Genomic DNA, 16,335 nt, shown 5'->3' with positions numbered 1-16,335 from the left:
CATGCCAATTAAAATTTTACCCGCCCGTCTTGCTAACCAAATAGCTGCGGGCGAGGTGGTAGAACGTCCTGCTTCTGTTGTAAAAGAGTTAATCGAAAATAGCCTAGATGCGGGGGCAACGCGCATTGAGATTGATATCGAAAAGGGCGGCGCTAAATGCATCCGTATCAAAGACAACGGTAAAGGTGTTTCTAAAGATCAACTAACCCTTGCGTTGAGTCGCCATGCAACCAGTAAAATTAGCCACCTTGATGATCTCGAAGCTATTGTTAGTCTTGGTTTTCGTGGAGAAGCGTTAGCCAGTATTAGTTCTGTGTCGCGCTTAACCTTTACCTCAAAACCTAGCGACCAAGATCAAGCTTGGCAAGCGGTTGCAGAGGGGCGTGATATGCAAGTGAATATCCAACCTGCAGCGCACCCACAAGGGACAACCGTAGAAGTATTAGACCTGTTTTTTAATACACCAGCGCGACGTCGTTTTTTAAAAACAGAAAAAACAGAATTTCAACATATTGATGAACTGATCCGTCGAATTGCATTAAGCTCCTTTGAAATCGGTTTTGTATTAAAGCATAACGGCAAGATTATTCGTCAATATCGTGCAGCACAAACACCTGCTCAAATTGATAAGCGTTTAGCTGCAATTTGTAGTGAAAGTTTTGTGAAAAGTGCACTCTCTTTTAAAAGCGAAGAGAGCGATGGCGAGGCGAGTCCATTAAAAATATCAGGGTGGATCTCAGACAGACTATCTCCTCGCCTATTAGGTGATGTGCAATATTGTTATATCAATGGACGTATGATTCGCGATAAATTAGTTAATCATGCGATCAAACAAGCCTACGCAAGATTATTGCCAGAGGGACAGTTTCCTGGTTATGTTATCTACATTAACTGCCCGGCAGATCAGGTCGACGTTAACGTGCACCCATCAAAACATGAAGTGCGTTTTCATCAGGCGCGTTGGGTGCATGACTATATCGTCAGTACGCTAGCAACAACGCTGAGTAGTGACGATGCTTATGTCTCGCATCAGCGCACAGAGCATGATTATCAACCACCCACGCTCTCTCAGCCTATAGATGCAGCCTCACCGGCATCATCTCATGGTATGAGTCCCACTGGTGGTAATACAACACCATATAACAGTGGTGCGAATGTTAGTCGTGGTCAGGGAGGTGCTTCTGCTAACTATCAAAGTGCCTATAAGCCGGATGCATTAGATGATCAGCAAGTAAATGCGTATTGTGACTTTGTTAGTGAAGCGCATCCGCCATTAACAGGTTTTACAGAAAGCGTTACAAAAGATTATTTTGAGCTCATCAGTTTGATTAAAAATCAATATGTGCTGATTAAGTTAGTTGAACAAAAACAGTTACTACTGGTTTCTCTACCTAAAACTTATTTGCACCTGCAACAATTGCAGTTAATGGATGCGTGGCAAAATGGTGAAGTTATCTCGCAACCATTATTACTACCTGTGCGCATTGAACTGACTGAACCTGTCTTACAAATTAGTGAACGTTTTGAAAGCCTATTCATACGTCTTGGTTTTAGTTTTAAAAAACAAACTAACAAGCTTATAATAAGCAAAGTACCCGCGCTGCTTCGACAAGCGCCGATTGCTAAAATATTACCTTTGTTGTTTGATTTTTTAGTTGATGCTGATGCAGATATGACAGAGCAACAAGTGGAGGGTTTTTGCACTTTTATGTTGCAGCAGCTAGTGGCTGATAAACTATTTGACGCCTCTGAAGTTGCCCCACTGTTAAGGCAGCTTTCAACGACTTCACTATTAGCGCAGAGTACGTTATATATTAAACCCGATCTCACACTTTTATTACAAGGTTTTTCAGATGAATAATTTTCCTACCGTCCTGTTTTTAATGGGGCCGACAGCATCGGGGAAAACAGACCTTGCTATTCGTTTAGCAACAGAATGCAATTGTGAAATTATTAGTGTTGATTCAGCATTAATCTACAAAGAGATGGATATTGGTACGGCTAAGCCAACAGTTGCAGAGTTGAAACAAGCACCGCATGCATTGGTTAATATTATTGATCCGCTTGAAGCATACTCAGCCGGAGACTTCCGTGATGATGCTATTCGTTTAATGGATGAAATTGTTGCCCGAGGTAAAACACCGTTATTAGTGGGCGGAACTATGCTTTATTATAAAGCCTTGGTTGATGGACTATCACCACTTCCGAGTGCAGATCCTATTATTCGTGCAGAGATAGAGGAACAGGCAGAAAAGTTGGGTTGGCAGTTTTTACATGATCAATTAATGGAAATTGATCCTGTTTCAGCACAGCGTATTCATGTTAATGATCCGCAACGTTTGTCACGTGCTCTTGAAGTTTATCGTATATCAGGCAAAAGCTTAACGGAGCTTACACAAACTAAAAGTGAGCCACTCGCTTTTAATTTTAAGCAGTTTGCTATTGCACCAACAGAAAAAGTGGTGTTACATGAACGTATTGAGCGCCGCTTTAAATTAATGCTCGATGCAGGATTTGAACAAGAAGTTGAACGTTTACGTGCACGTGGTGACTTACATTTAGATTTACCCTCAATGCGTTGTGTTGGTTATCGACAAATGTGGGAATACCTCGATGGAAAGATGGATCATGAAGAGATGATTTTTCGTGGCGTGGTAGCGACGAGGCAACTAGCAAAAAGGCAGATGACTTGGCTGCGCGGTTGGAAAAGCGACATCACCTGGCTGGAAAGTGGCGATGATAATAATTTTGATATCTGTAAAGCCGCACTTAACTAGTCTGATATAACAAAGCACTAATTCAGAAAGTGCTATTGATCAAAGATTCAACATTAGGCTCGGTTTTTATCTAGTCATTGTTTATACTTGTTTTACTAAATTTAATAATAAAAATAATTAGGGAATCACGATGGCTAAAGGACAATCATTACAAGACCCGTTTTTGAATGCATTACGTAAAGAGCGAATTCCTGTTTCAATCTATTTAGTAAATGGCATTAAACTTCAGGGGCAAATTGAGTCTTTTGATCAATTTGTTATTTTACTGAAAAATACGGTTAGTCAGATGGTTTATAAACATGCGATCTCAACGGTAGTACCAGCACGCTCAGTGCCAACTATCCCACATGTTGAGTAATTAAATCGCTCACAATTATATTTCTTGGCTTACATTCTTGTAGGCCATTTTTTTATCCAAAATTTAAGCTATTATGATAGGATAATTCTTCCGTAACTATTTACTATTTCAACAAAATTTAAGGGGTTTTAAGTATTTCTTAAATCGCTGTTTAATTACTTTAAGTACTAAACAGCCTAATAGTTACTTCTTCATTATATTTCCATTTGGAGCATTTATTTGTTTGATCGTTACGAAGCCGGTGAACAGGCAGTCTTAGTTCATATCAATTTTTCCGATGATGAAAAAAAAGAGGACCTAGATGAACTTAAGTTATTAGTGAGTTCTGCTGGCGTTACAACCGTTGGTGAAGTTACAGGACCTCGAAAAATCCCCCATGCACGTTACTTTGTAGGTACTGGTAAAGCGCAAGAAATTGCAGATGCAGTGCAAACCTTAAGTGCAAATGTGGTTATTTTTAACCACTCCCTCACCCCCGCACAGCAACGTAACTTAGAAGCGATTTGTCAGTGCTTAGTATTAGATAGAACGGCACTTATTTTAGACATATTTGCACAACGAGCACGTACCTATGAAGGTAAGTTACAGGTTGAACTAGCGCAATTGCGTTTCATGTCAACACGCCTTATTCGTGGTTGGTCGCACCTTGATAAGCAAAAAGGTGGTGTTGGTATGCGTGGTCCGGGTGAGACACAGCTTGAGAGCGATAGACGTTTATTGAGCGCACGTATTACAGCGATTAAAGGACGCTTAGCAAAAGTTGCGAAACAACGTGACCAAGGTCGTCGTGCTCGCCAACGTGCCGAGGTGCCAACGGTTTCATTAGTGGGTTACACCAATGCGGGGAAATCGACACTGTTTAATCAGATCACTGATGCTGGTGTTTATGCCGCAGATCAGTTATTTGCAACACTTGATCCAACACTACGCCAAATCGAAATAGAGGACGTGGGAAATTGTATTTTAGCTGATACAGTGGGTTTTGTTCGTCATCTACCGCATGATTTAGTCGCTGCATTTAAAGCCACATTACAAGAAACGCGTGAGGCAACACTATTATTGCATGTGGTTGATTGTTCAGATGAAAATTACCGTGGTAATATCGAAGCCGTACAACGTGTTTTAACCGATATTGATGCGGGTGATGTAGCACAGCTGACGATCATGAATAAAATTGATGCATTAGACGATGTTTCGCCACGTATTGATTTAGATGATGAAGGAAAACCAACCCGTGTTTGGTTATCTGCGCAAACGGGTGAGGGTGTTGAATTATTATTTGAAGCATTAACTGCACACTTGTCGGGACAAATTAGAGAATTACAACTGGTGTTACCACCTGCCCAAGGGAAACTGCGCGCCGCCTTTTATGCGTTAAACTGCATTGAAAGCGAAAGCTATGATGAGAAAGGGGATTGTTTGTTAGGTATTCGTATTAACAATGTTGATCTTTCACGCTTACGAAAACAGTTTGATGGTGCACTAGAAGCATGTATTGTAGCAAATAAATAATAACATAATATGTCATAGTAGCTTTATTCTTGTTAAGATCATTGCTACATTTATATTTTAAATTTAATTACTTACATATCGAGGGCTAAAATGGCTTGGATGGCTTGGAACGAACCGGGTAAAGACGGTAAGAAAGATCAAGACCCGTGGCAGAATAACGGTAAGAAGAATGAGCAGGGGCCGCCAGATTTAGATGTTGTATTTCAAAAGCTGTCTAATCTGTTTGGTGGCTTATTTGGTAAAAAACCATCTTCAGGCAATGGCGGTAGCAATAAAAGTGGTGGCGGTAAGTTTGTTGTTATCGCGGTTGCTGTATTGTTATTTGTTGTTTGGTTTGCCAGTGGTTGGTATACCATCAAAGAATCAGAGCGTGGTGTCGTATTGCGTTTAGGCGCTTACAATAGCCAAGTTGAACCGGGCTTGCATTGGAATCCTAAATTCGTTGATAGCATTATTCCTATCAATGTTGAAGCATTCCGTACTATGCCAACAACTGGTTTTATGCTGACGCAAGATGAAAACATCGTCACGGTTGCCTTAGAAGTTCAATACCGTATCGTTGCACCTGAAAAATATCTATTTAGTGTAACCGATGCTGATAATAGTTTATTACAGGCATTAGATAGCTCACTGCGTTTTGTTATCGGTCATTCAAGTATGGATGATGTATTAACAACAGGTCGTGAAGTTGTTCGTCAAGAAACCTGGGAAATGCTTGAAAAAATTATCGAACCTTATGATTTAGGTATTGAGGTTGTGGATGTGAATTTACAACAAACTCGTCCACCTGAACAGGTTAAAGAAGCATTCGATGATGCTATCGCAGCGCAAGAAGATGAAGAACGTTTTGTACGTGAAGCTGAAGCTTATGAGCGTGAGAAAGAGCCTATCGCACGTGGTCAAGTTAAACGTATAGAGCAACAAGCACAAGCTTACAGTGAAGGTATTGTATTACGTTCACAGGGTGAAGTTGCACGTTTTAATAAACTACTTCCTGAGTATAAAGCGAATCCTGAAATTACTCGCCAACGTATCTATATCGAAACTATGGAGAATGTCTTGAACAACAGCTCTAAAGTGTTAATCGATAATAAAGGTGGCAATAATTTAACGTTTTTACCACTAGACAAGCTGATGACGAAAGGTGCAGGTACTGTACAACCAGCTTATACATCGGAGATAGAGACACGTTCACGTGCAGACGAAAAAGCGGATCAAGTAGAGAAAGATTCTGCAGCGGATCGTTTTTCTCGTAGTAGCCGTAGTAGCGGGAGAGAGTAATAATGAATAAATTTTTAATTTTACCAATTGTATTGTTTTTAGCGTTTATCAGCAGTGCATTTGTTGTTTCTGAAGGGCAAGGCGCTATCGTAATGCAATTCAGTAAAGTAAAGCGTGATGCTGAAGGCCTGCCTGTTGTTTACCCACCAGGCTTACATTTTAAAGTGCCTATGATTGACTCTATACGTATTCTTGATACACGTATTCAGACACTTGATGATAATGCAGATCGCTTTGTAACCTCAGAGAAAAAAGATCTGATTATTGATTCATACGTGAAATGGCAGATTGAAGACCTTTCTGTTTATTACCTCGCAACAGGCGGTAATAAGCTACAAGCTGAAGCGCTATTGAAACGTAAAATCAATAATGGTTTACGTAATGAAATCGGTTCTCATACCATTAAAGAGATCGTTTCTGGTAAACGTGGCGAAGTGATGGAAACTGCACTGAAGCGTATGGCTCGTTCATCTGAGCTAGGTATCAAGGTAGTTGATGTACGTATTAAAAAGATTAACCTACCTGATGAAGTGAGTAGTAGTATCTACAAACGTATGCGTGCTGAGCGTCAAGCTGTAGCAAGAGAACATCGTTCTCAAGGTCAAGAAAAATCTGAAGTGATTCGCGCGAATATCGACCGTAAAGTATCGATCATGATCGCTGAAGCAAATAGAAACGGTTTAGAAGCTCGTGGTGCTGGTGATGCACAAGCTTCACAGATTTATGCAGACTCTTACTCGCAAGATGCAGGCTTTTTTGCCTTTTTACGTAGTATGCAAGCTTACGAAAAAAGTTTTTCTAGCAAAGATGACGTGATGGTATTAAGCCCTGACTCTGAGTTCTTTAAGTTCATGAATAGCAAAGACTAAGTGTTTAAAAGTTGACTGAAAAGGGCGATTATTTCGCCCTTTTTTTTCGTCTAAAATTTAAACATCTGTGATTTTGCGCATAAATTGATTGATCAAGTGAATTAATGTTTGCTAAAATCCTTTCTCAATTCGATAGAGACGTGTGATTCTGATGGGAAAAAACGTAGTAATTCTTGGCACTCAATGGGGTGACGAAGGTAAAGGTAAGGTTGTAGACCTACTAACAGACAAGGCTCAATGGGTAGTTCGCTACCAAGGCGGACATAACGCCGGCCATACACTTGTAATAGATGGAGAGAAGACAGTTCTTCACCTAATTCCATCAGGCATCCTGCGTGAAAACGTAAAATGTGTTATCGGTAATGGTGTTGTACTTGCTCCTGATGCATTGTTCAGAGAGATGAACATGCTGACTGAAAAAGGCATTCCTGCAAAAGAGCGCCTATTCATTAGTGAAGGTTGTCCTCTAATTCTTCCATACCATGTTGCACTAGATATGGCGCGTGAAAAAGCTCGTGGCAAAAAAGCGATCGGTACAACAGGTCGTGGTATCGGTCCAGCATACGAAGATAAAGTTTCTCGCCGTGGTTTACGTGTTGATGATCTATTCAACATGGAAACATTTGCAGTGAAACTAAAAGAAGTAATGGAATACCATAACTTCCAATTAGAAAACTACTACAAAGTAGAGCCTGTAAACTACGAAGACGTACTTGCACAGATGACTGAAATGGCACCGCTACTAATTAGCATGGTTATTGATGTTACTGACGAACTAGATAAAGCACGTTTACGTGGCGAAAACATCTTGTTTGAAGGCGCACAAGGTACGTTGCTAGATATCGATCACGGTACTTACCCATATGTAACATCTTCAAATACAACTGCAGGTGGCGTTGCTACTGGTAGTGGTTTTGGTCCAACACATCTTGATTATGTGCTTGGTATTGTTAAAGCGTACACGACACGTGTTGGTTCGGGTCCTTTCCCAACAGAGCTTTACGATGGCGTTGATAAATTAGATCCTGCTGGTCACCATTTAGGTACTGTTGGTCATGAATTTGGCGCAACGACAGGTCGTTTACGTCGTACAGGTTGGTTTGATGCTGTTGCAATTAAACGTGCCGTACAACTAAACAGTATTACTGGTTTCTGCCTAACTAAACTTGATGTATTAGATGGCTTAGAAGAGATCAAAATCTGTACTGGTTACACAATGCCTGGCGGTAAAGTTGTTGATGTACCACCAATGGCAGCTGACGGTTACGAAGTTGCTGTTCCAGTATACGAAACAATGCCTGGTTGGAACGAAGTTTCATTCGGTGTGACTTCTTACGATGCATTACCAGAAAACGCTAAAGCTTACATCAAGCGTTTAGAAGAAATTACTGGTGTACCAATGGATATTATCTCTACTGGTCCAGATCGTAACGAAACAATGATTCAAGTGAACCCTTTCGCTTAAGCTTAATTGAAGCTAAGTTAAACTGAACACTTTAAAAAGCCCCTATCATGGCAACATGATAGGGGCTTTTTTATACGTGAAACCGAATGCTTGTTCGTTAAGTTTTTAGGACAACTAGTTTATTATACCAATGGAATTTAATAGGTGATCAGAGTTTGCGTAGGAAAAATTATTACTAATAAGGCGTGAGTTGCAGCCTTTCGAGAGATTAACTGCGTTAATCCTCTATCGGAGAATTAAATTAAAGACGTTAATTCTTTAATAGTTGTTCTCACTTCAAAACTCACAACGCAGTTAGGGATAATTTTAACCAGCAAGAATGATCACTTTATTAATTCCTTTGGTATTAGTTGGCTATCGCGTTAAGCGCTACCGATATCGTCGTTGCAAATCGTAACTGAGCTTAAAAGGCGAAATAATAATCCAATTTCATTGGTAATATTCACAGTGTAGTTATATTTGTCGTTAACAGTGCCTCATTTATCCTCTAAGCGCTTTTGAGGGAGATAACGTGCAATTGCTTTATAGGCGGGCTAAGTTGCATATAGAGCAAAGTAGAGGGGGATTTAAGGCTCAAGGGAATTACGTTGTCTGCTATCAGAATGAGCTGTTTATATTAAACAGCTCGATTATGAATGCTATTATTTATTAACAGCTGTAGCCGTATTAGCTTTTACGATCAGCTGCTAAATGTGCAAGGCTAATTAGTGCGTCTTTATATTCGCTTGCAGGCAAAATAGACAGTGCAGCAATCGCTTTGTCAGCTTCTTCAATAGCACGCTGTTTGGTGTATTCAAGTGCATTAGTATCACTTAACGCTTGCATAATCGCGTCAAAGTTTTCCATGCCGTTCGCTTTTTCGATCGCTTCTCTAATCAGTGCAACCTGCGTTGCTGTGCCATGCTGCATTGCGTAAAGTAATGGCAGTGTTGGTTTGCCTTCAGCAAGGTCATCACCGGTGTTTTTACCCATTTCTTCGGCATCTGAGCTGTAGTCCATCACGTCATCAGTTAATTGAAAAGCGGTGCCAAGGTATTTTCCATAATCAAGTAGCGCAGCTTCTACTGCTTTGGGTTGTTCTCCGATGACCGCAACTAGCTGTGTTGCCGCTTCAAAAAGTTTGGCTGTTTTAAAATAGATAACATCCATATAACTTTTTTCAGTCGTATCTGGGTCATTACAATTCATTAATTGTAAAACTTCACCTTCAGCAATCACGTTGGTTGCATTAGAAAGTACATCCATCACTTTTAAATTTTGTAATTCAGTCATCATTTGAAATGAGCGTGTATACAAAAAGTCACCAACTAATACGCTAGCTGCATTACCAAATAGAGCATTTGCAGTTTTCTCACCACGACGTAAATCTGATTCATCAACAACATCATCATGTAACAGGGTTGCAGTATGAATAAATTCAATGATCGCAGCTAGTTTTGTTATTTTATCGTCATGTACACTCAGCGCCTTCGCCGATAAAATCGTGATTAATGGACGAATACGTTTGCCGCCACTGTTTACAATATAAAACCCTAATTGATTAATCAGCGCAACATCAGAGGTCAGCTGTGCTTGAATTAAGCTATTAACCTGTGACATCTCATTGGCAGATAATTGCTGAATTTGTTTGATATCCATGGAGTAGTGTTTCCGAATTAGGCATGATGATATATAGCGTTATTATTGCCCTTTCTGATACTTATCTCAACTCTGTTATAAGAAAATGTTACAACTAATTTACTTTCTGTATTTTTGATCCTGTTTTTAGCTAAGATATTGAAATAATGGCTGCTTGTTTGTTTTGTATATTTCATATTGTTGGCCACAAATCGATGTTTAAATTAATTCCATTATTTTTACCAAATAATATTGCCAAGTGTTAGTAATTGCCGTAGACTCCGCCACCATTGTGATTAATAAGTGTGCTCTCGATGTTGATTCCTAGATGAATAACACGAGACGCCTGAACGGAGTAATAAACATGTACGCTGTTATCCAGAGTGGTGGCAAGCAACACCGTGTTGCTGTAGAACAAACTCTTCGTTTGGAAAAACTAGATGTAGAAGCCGGCGCAACTGTAGAATTTGATAAAGTTCTTCTAGTAGCAAACGCAGACGACATCAAAGTTGGTGTTCCATACGTAGACGGAAGTAAAGTAACTGCTGAAGTAGTTGCACACGGTCGTGGTAAAAAAGTTAAAATCGTTAAGTTCCGCCGTCGTAAACATTCTCGTACTCAAGCTGGTCACCGCCAGTGGTTTACAGAAGTTAAAATCGTTGCGATTAACGCTTAATTAGGAGTTATTAAAAATGGCACATAAAAAAGCTGGTGGTAGTACTAATAACGGTCGCGATTCAGAAAGTAAACGCTTAGGTGTTAAACGTTTTGGTGGCGAATCTGTATTAGCTGGTAATATCCTTGTACGTCAACGTGGTACTAAATTCCACGCTGGCCTAAATGTTGGTCTTGGTAAAGATCACACTCTTTTTGCGAAACAAACTGGTACAGTTAAATTCGAAAAGAAAGGTAAACCACTACGTTCATACGTGAGCATCGTTGCTGAGTAATTCAGTTTCGAAATAAGATTCTAAAGCCTCGCTTATGCGGGGCTTTTTTTTTATATATAATTTTTGTACTTATTTATATTGATAGAAGAAATGTGATCTATGTTTAATATAAATAGGTATAATCAGTGTACAAAAAATGTTGTGCATGTTTTTCTTGGAGATTGTAATGAAGTTTGTTGATGAAGCAAAAATAAAAATTGACGCTGGAGACGGTGGCAATGGTTGTGTCGGCTTCCGTACAGAAAAATATATCCCACGCGGTGGCCCGAATGGTGGCGATGGTGGTGATGGTGGTGATGTTTACCTACAAGCTGATGAAAATTTAAACACCTTGGTTGATTTCCGTTTTGTGCGTTTTTACGCTGCTGAACGTGGTGAAAATGGTCAAACTCGAGATTGTACCGGCTCTCGCGGTAACGATTTAGTTATTCCTGTACCTGTTGGTACACGTGCTCGTGATGAAGATACTGGCGAAGTAATCGGCGATTTAACATCGGCAGGACAAAAACTACTTGTTGCTAAAGGTGGCTTCCATGGTTTAGGTAATGCACGTTTTAAAACCAGTACTAACCGTGCGCCTCGTCAAAAAACAGACGGTACACCAGGTGAAGTTCGTAACTTACAATTAGAGCTATTGTTGCTTGCCGATGTGGGTATGTTAGGTTTACCAAATGCAGGTAAATCGACCTTTATCCGCAGTGTTTCAGCAGCAAAACCAAAAGTAGCTGACTACCCATTTACGACGCTTATTCCAAACTTAGGTGTAGTAAGTATGGGCCACGGACGTAGCTTCGTAATTGCTGATATCCCTGGATTAATCGAAGGTGCTTCAGAAGGTGCTGGTCTAGGGACGCGTTTCCTACGTCATCTAGAACGTTGTCGTGTATTACTACATATGGTTGATTTACTGCCTGCAGACGGCACAGATCCTGCAGATAATGCAGCTATTATCCTAGAAGAGCTAGCAAAACACAGCCCTAAATTAGCGGCGAAACAACGTTGGTTAATCTTTAATAAAACTGACTTGCTGCTTGAAGAAGATGCTGAAGAGGTAATGAAGTCAGTTATCGATCGTCTTCAATGGGAAGGTCCTGTTTATAAAGTAGCGGCAATCTCAAAAACGGGTACACAGCAAGTTTGTCAAAACGTAGCTGATCACCTAGAAGAGATGCCAAAAGAGTACACTGCTGAAGAAGAACGTCAACAAGTTGAGTTCCAGTGGGATGATTACCATGAAGCTACAATGGATGAGGTCAACGAAAATTATGTTGGCGCTGAAGATGAAGACGATGATTGGGATGAAGATGAAGAGACAATGGAAGTGATTTACGTTAGAGATTAAGATCTCGGCTAACATCTTCTGTTCATAATAAAACCTCGCTTTGATACTATCAAAGCGAGGTTTTTTACTTTTAGGAATCAATATGATTGAGCAAGTCGAGTTATATCTAGAACAGTTATTAGCATCTTTAGATATCCGTAACTGGGTAGTTAATTTTACACTGATATTATGTATTACCTTACTCATACAATTAGTCTGGCGTAGCTTTGCTAACAAAATTCAGCGTATTGTTTCACACACATCTAATCACTGGGATGATATTGCTTTATATGCCGTAATGCGCCCTATGAATTGGATTATCGTGCTGATGGGGGGGTCAATGGCATTAAGGGTGGTTGCTTCAAGTGAAGAGTTAGCCATCTCAAATTATCTTCCTGTGGTTCAAAAAATATCGATATTATTGCTTCTGGGCTGGTCCTTCTGGCGTATGGCGACACGCACCGAAGAGACTTACATTGCTGATGAACGTAAAGACACAACCACGGTGACAGCGGTTGCTAAGCTAGCCAAATTGTCAGTATTGATCATCATCTTACTTTCTGTATTACAGACCTTAGGTGTTAGCGTATCAGGTGTACTCGCATTTGGTGGTATGGGTGGCTTGGTGGTGGGGATGGCAGCGAAAGATCTACTGTCCAACCTGTTTGGTGCCTTGATGGTTTATATGGATAAACCGTTTAAAGTTGGAGATTGGATACGTAGTCCAGATAAGTCGATAGAGGGCACTGTTGAGAGTATAGGTTGGCGTTTGACCCGTATTCGTACCTTTGACAAAAGACCCTTGTATGTCCCTAATAGTTTGTTTACTCAAATTGTGGTGGAGAATGCATCGCGTATGAGTAACCGCCGTATTAAAGAAAGTTTTGGACTGCGTTATCGTGATATCAATCAGGTAGAAAAAATCATTTTTGAGGTCAGGGAGATGCTCGCTAATCACCCTGAAATAGATACTCGTCAGACCTTAATCGTCAATTTTGATCTGTTTAATGACTCATCATTAGATTTCTTTATCTACACCTTCACAAAAACCACTAACTGGATTAAATTTCACGGCATTAAGCAGGATATATTGCTCAATATTGCAAAAATTGTGAAAGATAATGGTGCTCAATTTGCTTTCCCAACAAGGCAGCTTCATTTAGATACAACTAGCTTGAAAGAAGAATTTCAAGCTAAATAATTAGCAGCATCACGTTGTACATTATCAAGCTCATCGAGTAACTCTAATAGCTCAGGCTCTAATAAGTCTGGGCTAAGTCCTTGTTTAAGTTCTTGCTCAATCAGACCCGCAATTTTCTTTAGCTTAGGCACGCCACTATAGCTACAACCCCCATGAAACTTATGGATAATCTTGCTGAGTTGAACGTTATCTATCTCGCCATTTATTGCTTCATTTGCGGCGCTTTTAACCTCAGTAAAATCGTTAATTAGCATGCTTATCATCTCTTTTGCGAGATCTTCTTTACCTGCAGATTGCTTTAATGCTAATGACCAGTCAAAAGAAGTGCTGCTATTCACCGCTGGAATAGTTCTTCTTGGGGGCTGTATGATTGGTGCATCTAATAATTTTGCATTAGGAGCCCAGCGATTAATAATTTTCTGAAGTGCGCGCTCATCGATCGGTTTTGCTAAACAATCGTCCATACCCTGCTGTAAAAACTGTTCTTTTTCGCCAGGGAGTACATGCGCAGTCACCGCAATAATGGGCGTTGTATTATTTGTCGAACCATCTTTAATCTGTAGACAGGCATTAATACCATCTAAAACAGGCATCTGGATATCCATAAAGATCAGATCAAATTTCTGCAGTTTTGCATGATCGACTGCTATTTTTCCATTAACACAGGTGGTGACATGGTTAACCCGATCATTTAGCATCGCTTGTATCAGTTTTAAATTGGCAGGATTATCGTCTACTGCCATCACATTAATATCTTTACGTATTATAGTTAATGGTTTCTCAGGAGTGATAAGTTCTTGTTTTACCTCGTTGCCGGTGATTAATGCATTGGCTAAATTTTTGTGATTTATCGGTTTACTTAAACAATAATTAGCACCTGATTTTTGGATCATCTCAAAAATACTTGGATCACTTGAGTTGATAAGCACAATAATGTTTTTGGTAAATTGTTTCGCTTTGTTGATCTTCGCTAAAAGTGGCTTAAGGTTGTCACATTGGCTATGACCTATCACAATGCTGCTATATTGCTTATCTAAGTTCTGCTCAAATTGTACTTCTTTTTCACTAAGAGTGAGTGTCGTCTGCCATTGATTAAGTAGTTGTGAACAGGCTAACGCGGCATATTTATTACTTTCAAAAACTAAAATAGATTGTTCTTTTAGCTGTTGAAGTGGCAAGTTTTGTAAAGGTCGATGGCTGTTTTTTTCTATTTTTATGGTAAATGAGAACGTTGAACCCTGTTCAGGTGCTGAAATAAGATCAATGTTACCTTGCATCTCTGCGACTAGTTTCTGGGTAATAACTAACCCTAGCCCCGTCCCGCCATATTCCCTAGTAACGCTTGAATCTGCTTGGCCAAATGCTTTGAATAGTTGTTGCTGCTGCTTTTCAGAGATACCAATGCCGGTATCAGCTATCATCATCTTCAAGGTAACCGTATTATCGACATCATCTTCTTGTTTAACGCGTTGAATCTGTACTTCAATATTACCCTCTTGGGTAAATTTAATCGCATTACCAATCAGATTAGTAAGAATTTGCTGTAGGCGCATTGCGTCACCAAGTACATCTGATGGCACTTCATAATCGACCATCAAACTTAGCTCTAAGTTTTTTTCATGTGCACTTGGCGCTAATAAGTGCATCGTTTCATCGATACATTCACGCAGGTCAAAGGGCAGTTTTTCAAGTGTTGATTTACCCGCTTCGAGTTTTGAAAAGTCTAAAATATCGTTAATGATATTAAGTAAATTACCTGCAGAGCGTTCGATGGTCTGTAGATAATCTACTTGATTAGCGGTCATTTGTGTCTTTAGCAGCTGCCTAGCAAAACCGATTACACCATTAAGCGGCGTGCGTAACTCGTGACTCATATTAGCAAGGAACTCTGATTTTACTGAGGCGGCTTGTTGCGCCTCTTTTCGAGTAATATCAAGTTCGATATTCTGTACTTCCATCAGATCAAGTGTTTCGCGTAGTTCACTGGTCGCTTGGTCAATATTGTCTTGCATCTCCTCATGGTGTTTCGACATCGCGAAACCCATTTGGTTAATACCATCCTTTAGTGATTCTATTTCACCGGTATAGTTGCCCTCTACCCGTGAGTTTAGACGCCCGAGACTGATCTTTTCAACCACGGAAGCCATCTCTGAAATAGGACCTGTAATGCGGTTTGCTTGTCTAAATGCGAAGAATAGGCTGCCGATAATCCCCATTAATACGACGATGATTGATAAAGCCGCATCACGGAAAAATAACAGATCAACTTGGGACCGGTTAATCTCTAAAGAGATATAACCAATCACCCGCCGTGGTTGGTCAAAAGTAAGTTGGTACTCTAAAAAATTAGATTCATCAATGATGGGGGTATGGATGACGGTGCTATCAAGATGATGTACGACTTGGGTCATCTCGGGAATCGCTTGCCCATCGTCAATCTTTAATAACTGAAAATTACGGTGATAGTTGCTGGTTACAAAGAGTTTATTTTGTGCATCAAAGATGGCAATACTTCTGATCATGGCGCTGTTTTTACGATGTGTTGCACCGATAATTCGTCTTAAAACAGTACGTGTTTCATCTTGTATCCCATATTCACTGGCAATTGCTAATGGTTCTGCAATATTAATCGCACGGTTAATTAGAAATTCATTACCTTGCATATAACGGTTAATCGTAAAATAAGTCGCTAATAATCCACCAATCAATATCGTCGGTAAAATGGTGTAGGTGATAACCTGAGCGCGCAATCCATATTTTGTCATAGGTGGCTTTCTAATCTTTTAGTCGATGAAATGAATGCTTTTTCTATTGTATTTGACAAGCTAGACCATATTACCTCAATACGCTTTCTCTGGCACTGCTAAGTAGGTTAATTTTATAGCCGTCATTTATGCACATTGTATTGCTACAATTTGGCTTGCTGATGAAGTATCATGGAGCCTGCAAAGCTATGATGGCATAGCTTATCTTACCTGTGAATT

The 16,335-nt window shown here is 39.9% G+C and carries 13 protein-coding genes; 11 read left to right on the top strand and 2 right to left on the bottom strand.

What is annotated here, in order from left to right; translation table 11 throughout:
* Position 1: 1 nt before the first annotated feature.
* The 7 genes from mutL (at position 2) to QQK09_RS18540 (ending at position 8,262) form a co-directional block, all read left to right on the top strand.
* Positions 2–1,861 carry a DNA mismatch repair endonuclease MutL gene (gene mutL, locus QQK09_RS18570; protein ID WP_284205686.1) on the top strand — a complete coding sequence of 620 codons (1,860 nt, stop codon included), beginning with the start codon at positions 2–4 and terminating at the stop codon, positions 1,859–1,861.
* The gene (gene miaA, locus QQK09_RS18565; RefSeq protein WP_284205685.1) at positions 1,854–2,777 is read left to right on the top strand and encodes a tRNA (adenosine(37)-N6)-dimethylallyltransferase MiaA; all 924 of its coding nucleotides are present in this window, start codon (positions 1,854–1,856) and stop codon (positions 2,775–2,777) included. Before mutL ends, miaA begins: the two co-directional genes overlap by 8 nt.
* A 130-nt stretch (positions 2,778–2,907) precedes the next feature.
* Positions 2,908–3,135, top strand: coding sequence for an RNA chaperone Hfq (hfq, locus tag QQK09_RS18560; RefSeq protein WP_284205684.1), 228 nt, complete (start codon positions 2,908–2,910; stop codon positions 3,133–3,135).
* 219 nt (positions 3,136–3,354) lie between these two features.
* Complete coding sequence (hflX, locus tag QQK09_RS18555) at positions 3,355–4,647, top strand: ribosome rescue GTPase HflX (RefSeq protein WP_284205683.1); 1,293 nt, start codon at positions 3,355–3,357, stop codon at positions 4,645–4,647.
* Between the two features lie 99 nt (positions 4,648–4,746).
* Positions 4,747–5,928: an FtsH protease activity modulator HflK gene (hflK, locus tag QQK09_RS18550; RefSeq protein WP_284205764.1), complete on the top strand. Its 1,182-nt coding sequence runs from the start codon at positions 4,747–4,749 to the stop codon at positions 5,926–5,928.
* 2 nt (positions 5,929–5,930) lie between these two features.
* Positions 5,931–6,797, top strand: coding sequence for a protease modulator HflC (gene hflC, locus QQK09_RS18545; RefSeq protein ID WP_284205682.1), 867 nt, complete (start codon positions 5,931–5,933; stop codon positions 6,795–6,797).
* 151 nt (positions 6,798–6,948) lie between these two features.
* A complete protein-coding gene (locus tag QQK09_RS18540) occupies positions 6,949–8,262 on the top strand; it encodes an adenylosuccinate synthase (protein WP_284205681.1) in 1,314 nt (437 codons plus the stop codon).
* A 666-nt stretch (positions 8,263–8,928) separates the two neighbouring features.
* Here QQK09_RS18540 and ispB read toward each other — a convergent pair.
* Entirely contained in the window at positions 8,929–9,900 is a 972-nt protein-coding gene (gene ispB / locus QQK09_RS18535; RefSeq protein ID WP_284205679.1) for an octaprenyl diphosphate synthase, read from the bottom strand.
* Between the two features lie 343 nt (positions 9,901–10,243).
* Between ispB and rplU the strand changes: the two genes are divergently transcribed.
* The 4 genes from rplU to QQK09_RS18515 all read left to right on the top strand — a co-directional run bounded on the left by rplU (position 10,244) and on the right by QQK09_RS18515 (position 13,351).
* Entirely contained in the window at positions 10,244–10,555 is a 312-nt protein-coding gene (gene rplU, locus QQK09_RS18530) for a 50S ribosomal protein L21 (RefSeq protein WP_284205677.1), read from the top strand.
* 16 nt (positions 10,556–10,571) lie between these two features.
* The gene (gene rpmA / locus QQK09_RS18525) at positions 10,572–10,829 is read left to right on the top strand and encodes a 50S ribosomal protein L27 (protein ID WP_284205675.1); all 258 of its coding nucleotides are present in this window, start codon (positions 10,572–10,574) and stop codon (positions 10,827–10,829) included.
* A 166-nt stretch (positions 10,830–10,995) separates the two neighbouring features.
* Positions 10,996–12,171 carry an Obg family GTPase CgtA gene (gene cgtA, locus QQK09_RS18520; protein WP_284205674.1) on the top strand — a complete coding sequence of 392 codons (1,176 nt, stop codon included), beginning with the start codon at positions 10,996–10,998 and terminating at the stop codon, positions 12,169–12,171.
* An 82-nt stretch (positions 12,172–12,253) separates the two neighbouring features.
* Entirely contained in the window at positions 12,254–13,351 is a 1,098-nt protein-coding gene (locus QQK09_RS18515; protein ID WP_284205673.1) for a mechanosensitive ion channel family protein, read from the top strand.
* Here the strand turns inward: QQK09_RS18515 and barA are convergent.
* Positions 13,339–16,116 (bottom strand): two-component sensor histidine kinase BarA, encoded by a 2,778-nt coding sequence (gene barA / locus QQK09_RS18510; protein ID WP_284205672.1) that lies wholly within the window; start codon positions 16,114–16,116, stop codon positions 13,339–13,341. The two genes, QQK09_RS18515 and barA, sit on opposite strands and share 13 nt — an antisense overlap.
* Positions 16,117–16,335: the final 219 nt, after the last annotated feature.

The organism is Psychromonas marina (genome assembly GCF_030161115.1).
GTDB classification, from domain to species: Bacteria; Pseudomonadota; Gammaproteobacteria; order Enterobacterales; family Psychromonadaceae; genus Psychromonas; species Psychromonas marina.
This window is presented reverse-complemented; position numbering and strand designations above follow the sequence as displayed.

Bases quoted from the DNA above. Each gene is read 5' to 3' on its own strand.
- mutL (WP_284205686.1), top strand. From the start codon at position 2: ATGCCAATTAAAATTTTACCCGCCCGTCTTGCTAACCAAATAGCTGCG.
- miaA (WP_284205685.1), top strand. From the start codon at position 1,854: ATGAATAATTTTCCTACCGTCCTGTTTTTAATGGGGCCGACAGCATCG.
- hfq (WP_284205684.1), top strand. From the start codon at position 2,908: ATGGCTAAAGGACAATCATTACAAGACCCGTTTTTGAATGCATTACGT.
- hflK (WP_284205764.1), top strand. From the start codon at position 4,747: ATGGCTTGGAACGAACCGGGTAAAGACGGTAAGAAAGATCAAGACCCG.
- hflC (WP_284205682.1), top strand. From the start codon at position 5,931: ATGAATAAATTTTTAATTTTACCAATTGTATTGTTTTTAGCGTTTATC.
- QQK09_RS18540 (WP_284205681.1), top strand. From the start codon at position 6,949: ATGGGAAAAAACGTAGTAATTCTTGGCACTCAATGGGGTGACGAAGGT.
- ispB (WP_284205679.1), bottom strand. From the start codon at position 9,900: ATGGATATCAAACAAATTCAGCAATTATCTGCCAATGAGATGTCACAG.
- rplU (WP_284205677.1), top strand. From the start codon at position 10,244: ATGTACGCTGTTATCCAGAGTGGTGGCAAGCAACACCGTGTTGCTGTA.
- rpmA (WP_284205675.1), top strand. From the start codon at position 10,572: ATGGCACATAAAAAAGCTGGTGGTAGTACTAATAACGGTCGCGATTCA.
- cgtA (WP_284205674.1), top strand. From the start codon at position 10,996: ATGAAGTTTGTTGATGAAGCAAAAATAAAAATTGACGCTGGAGACGGT.
- QQK09_RS18515 (WP_284205673.1), top strand. From the start codon at position 12,254: ATGATTGAGCAAGTCGAGTTATATCTAGAACAGTTATTAGCATCTTTA.
- barA (WP_284205672.1), bottom strand. From the start codon at position 16,116: ATGACAAAATATGGATTGCGCGCTCAGGTTATCACCTACACCATTTTA.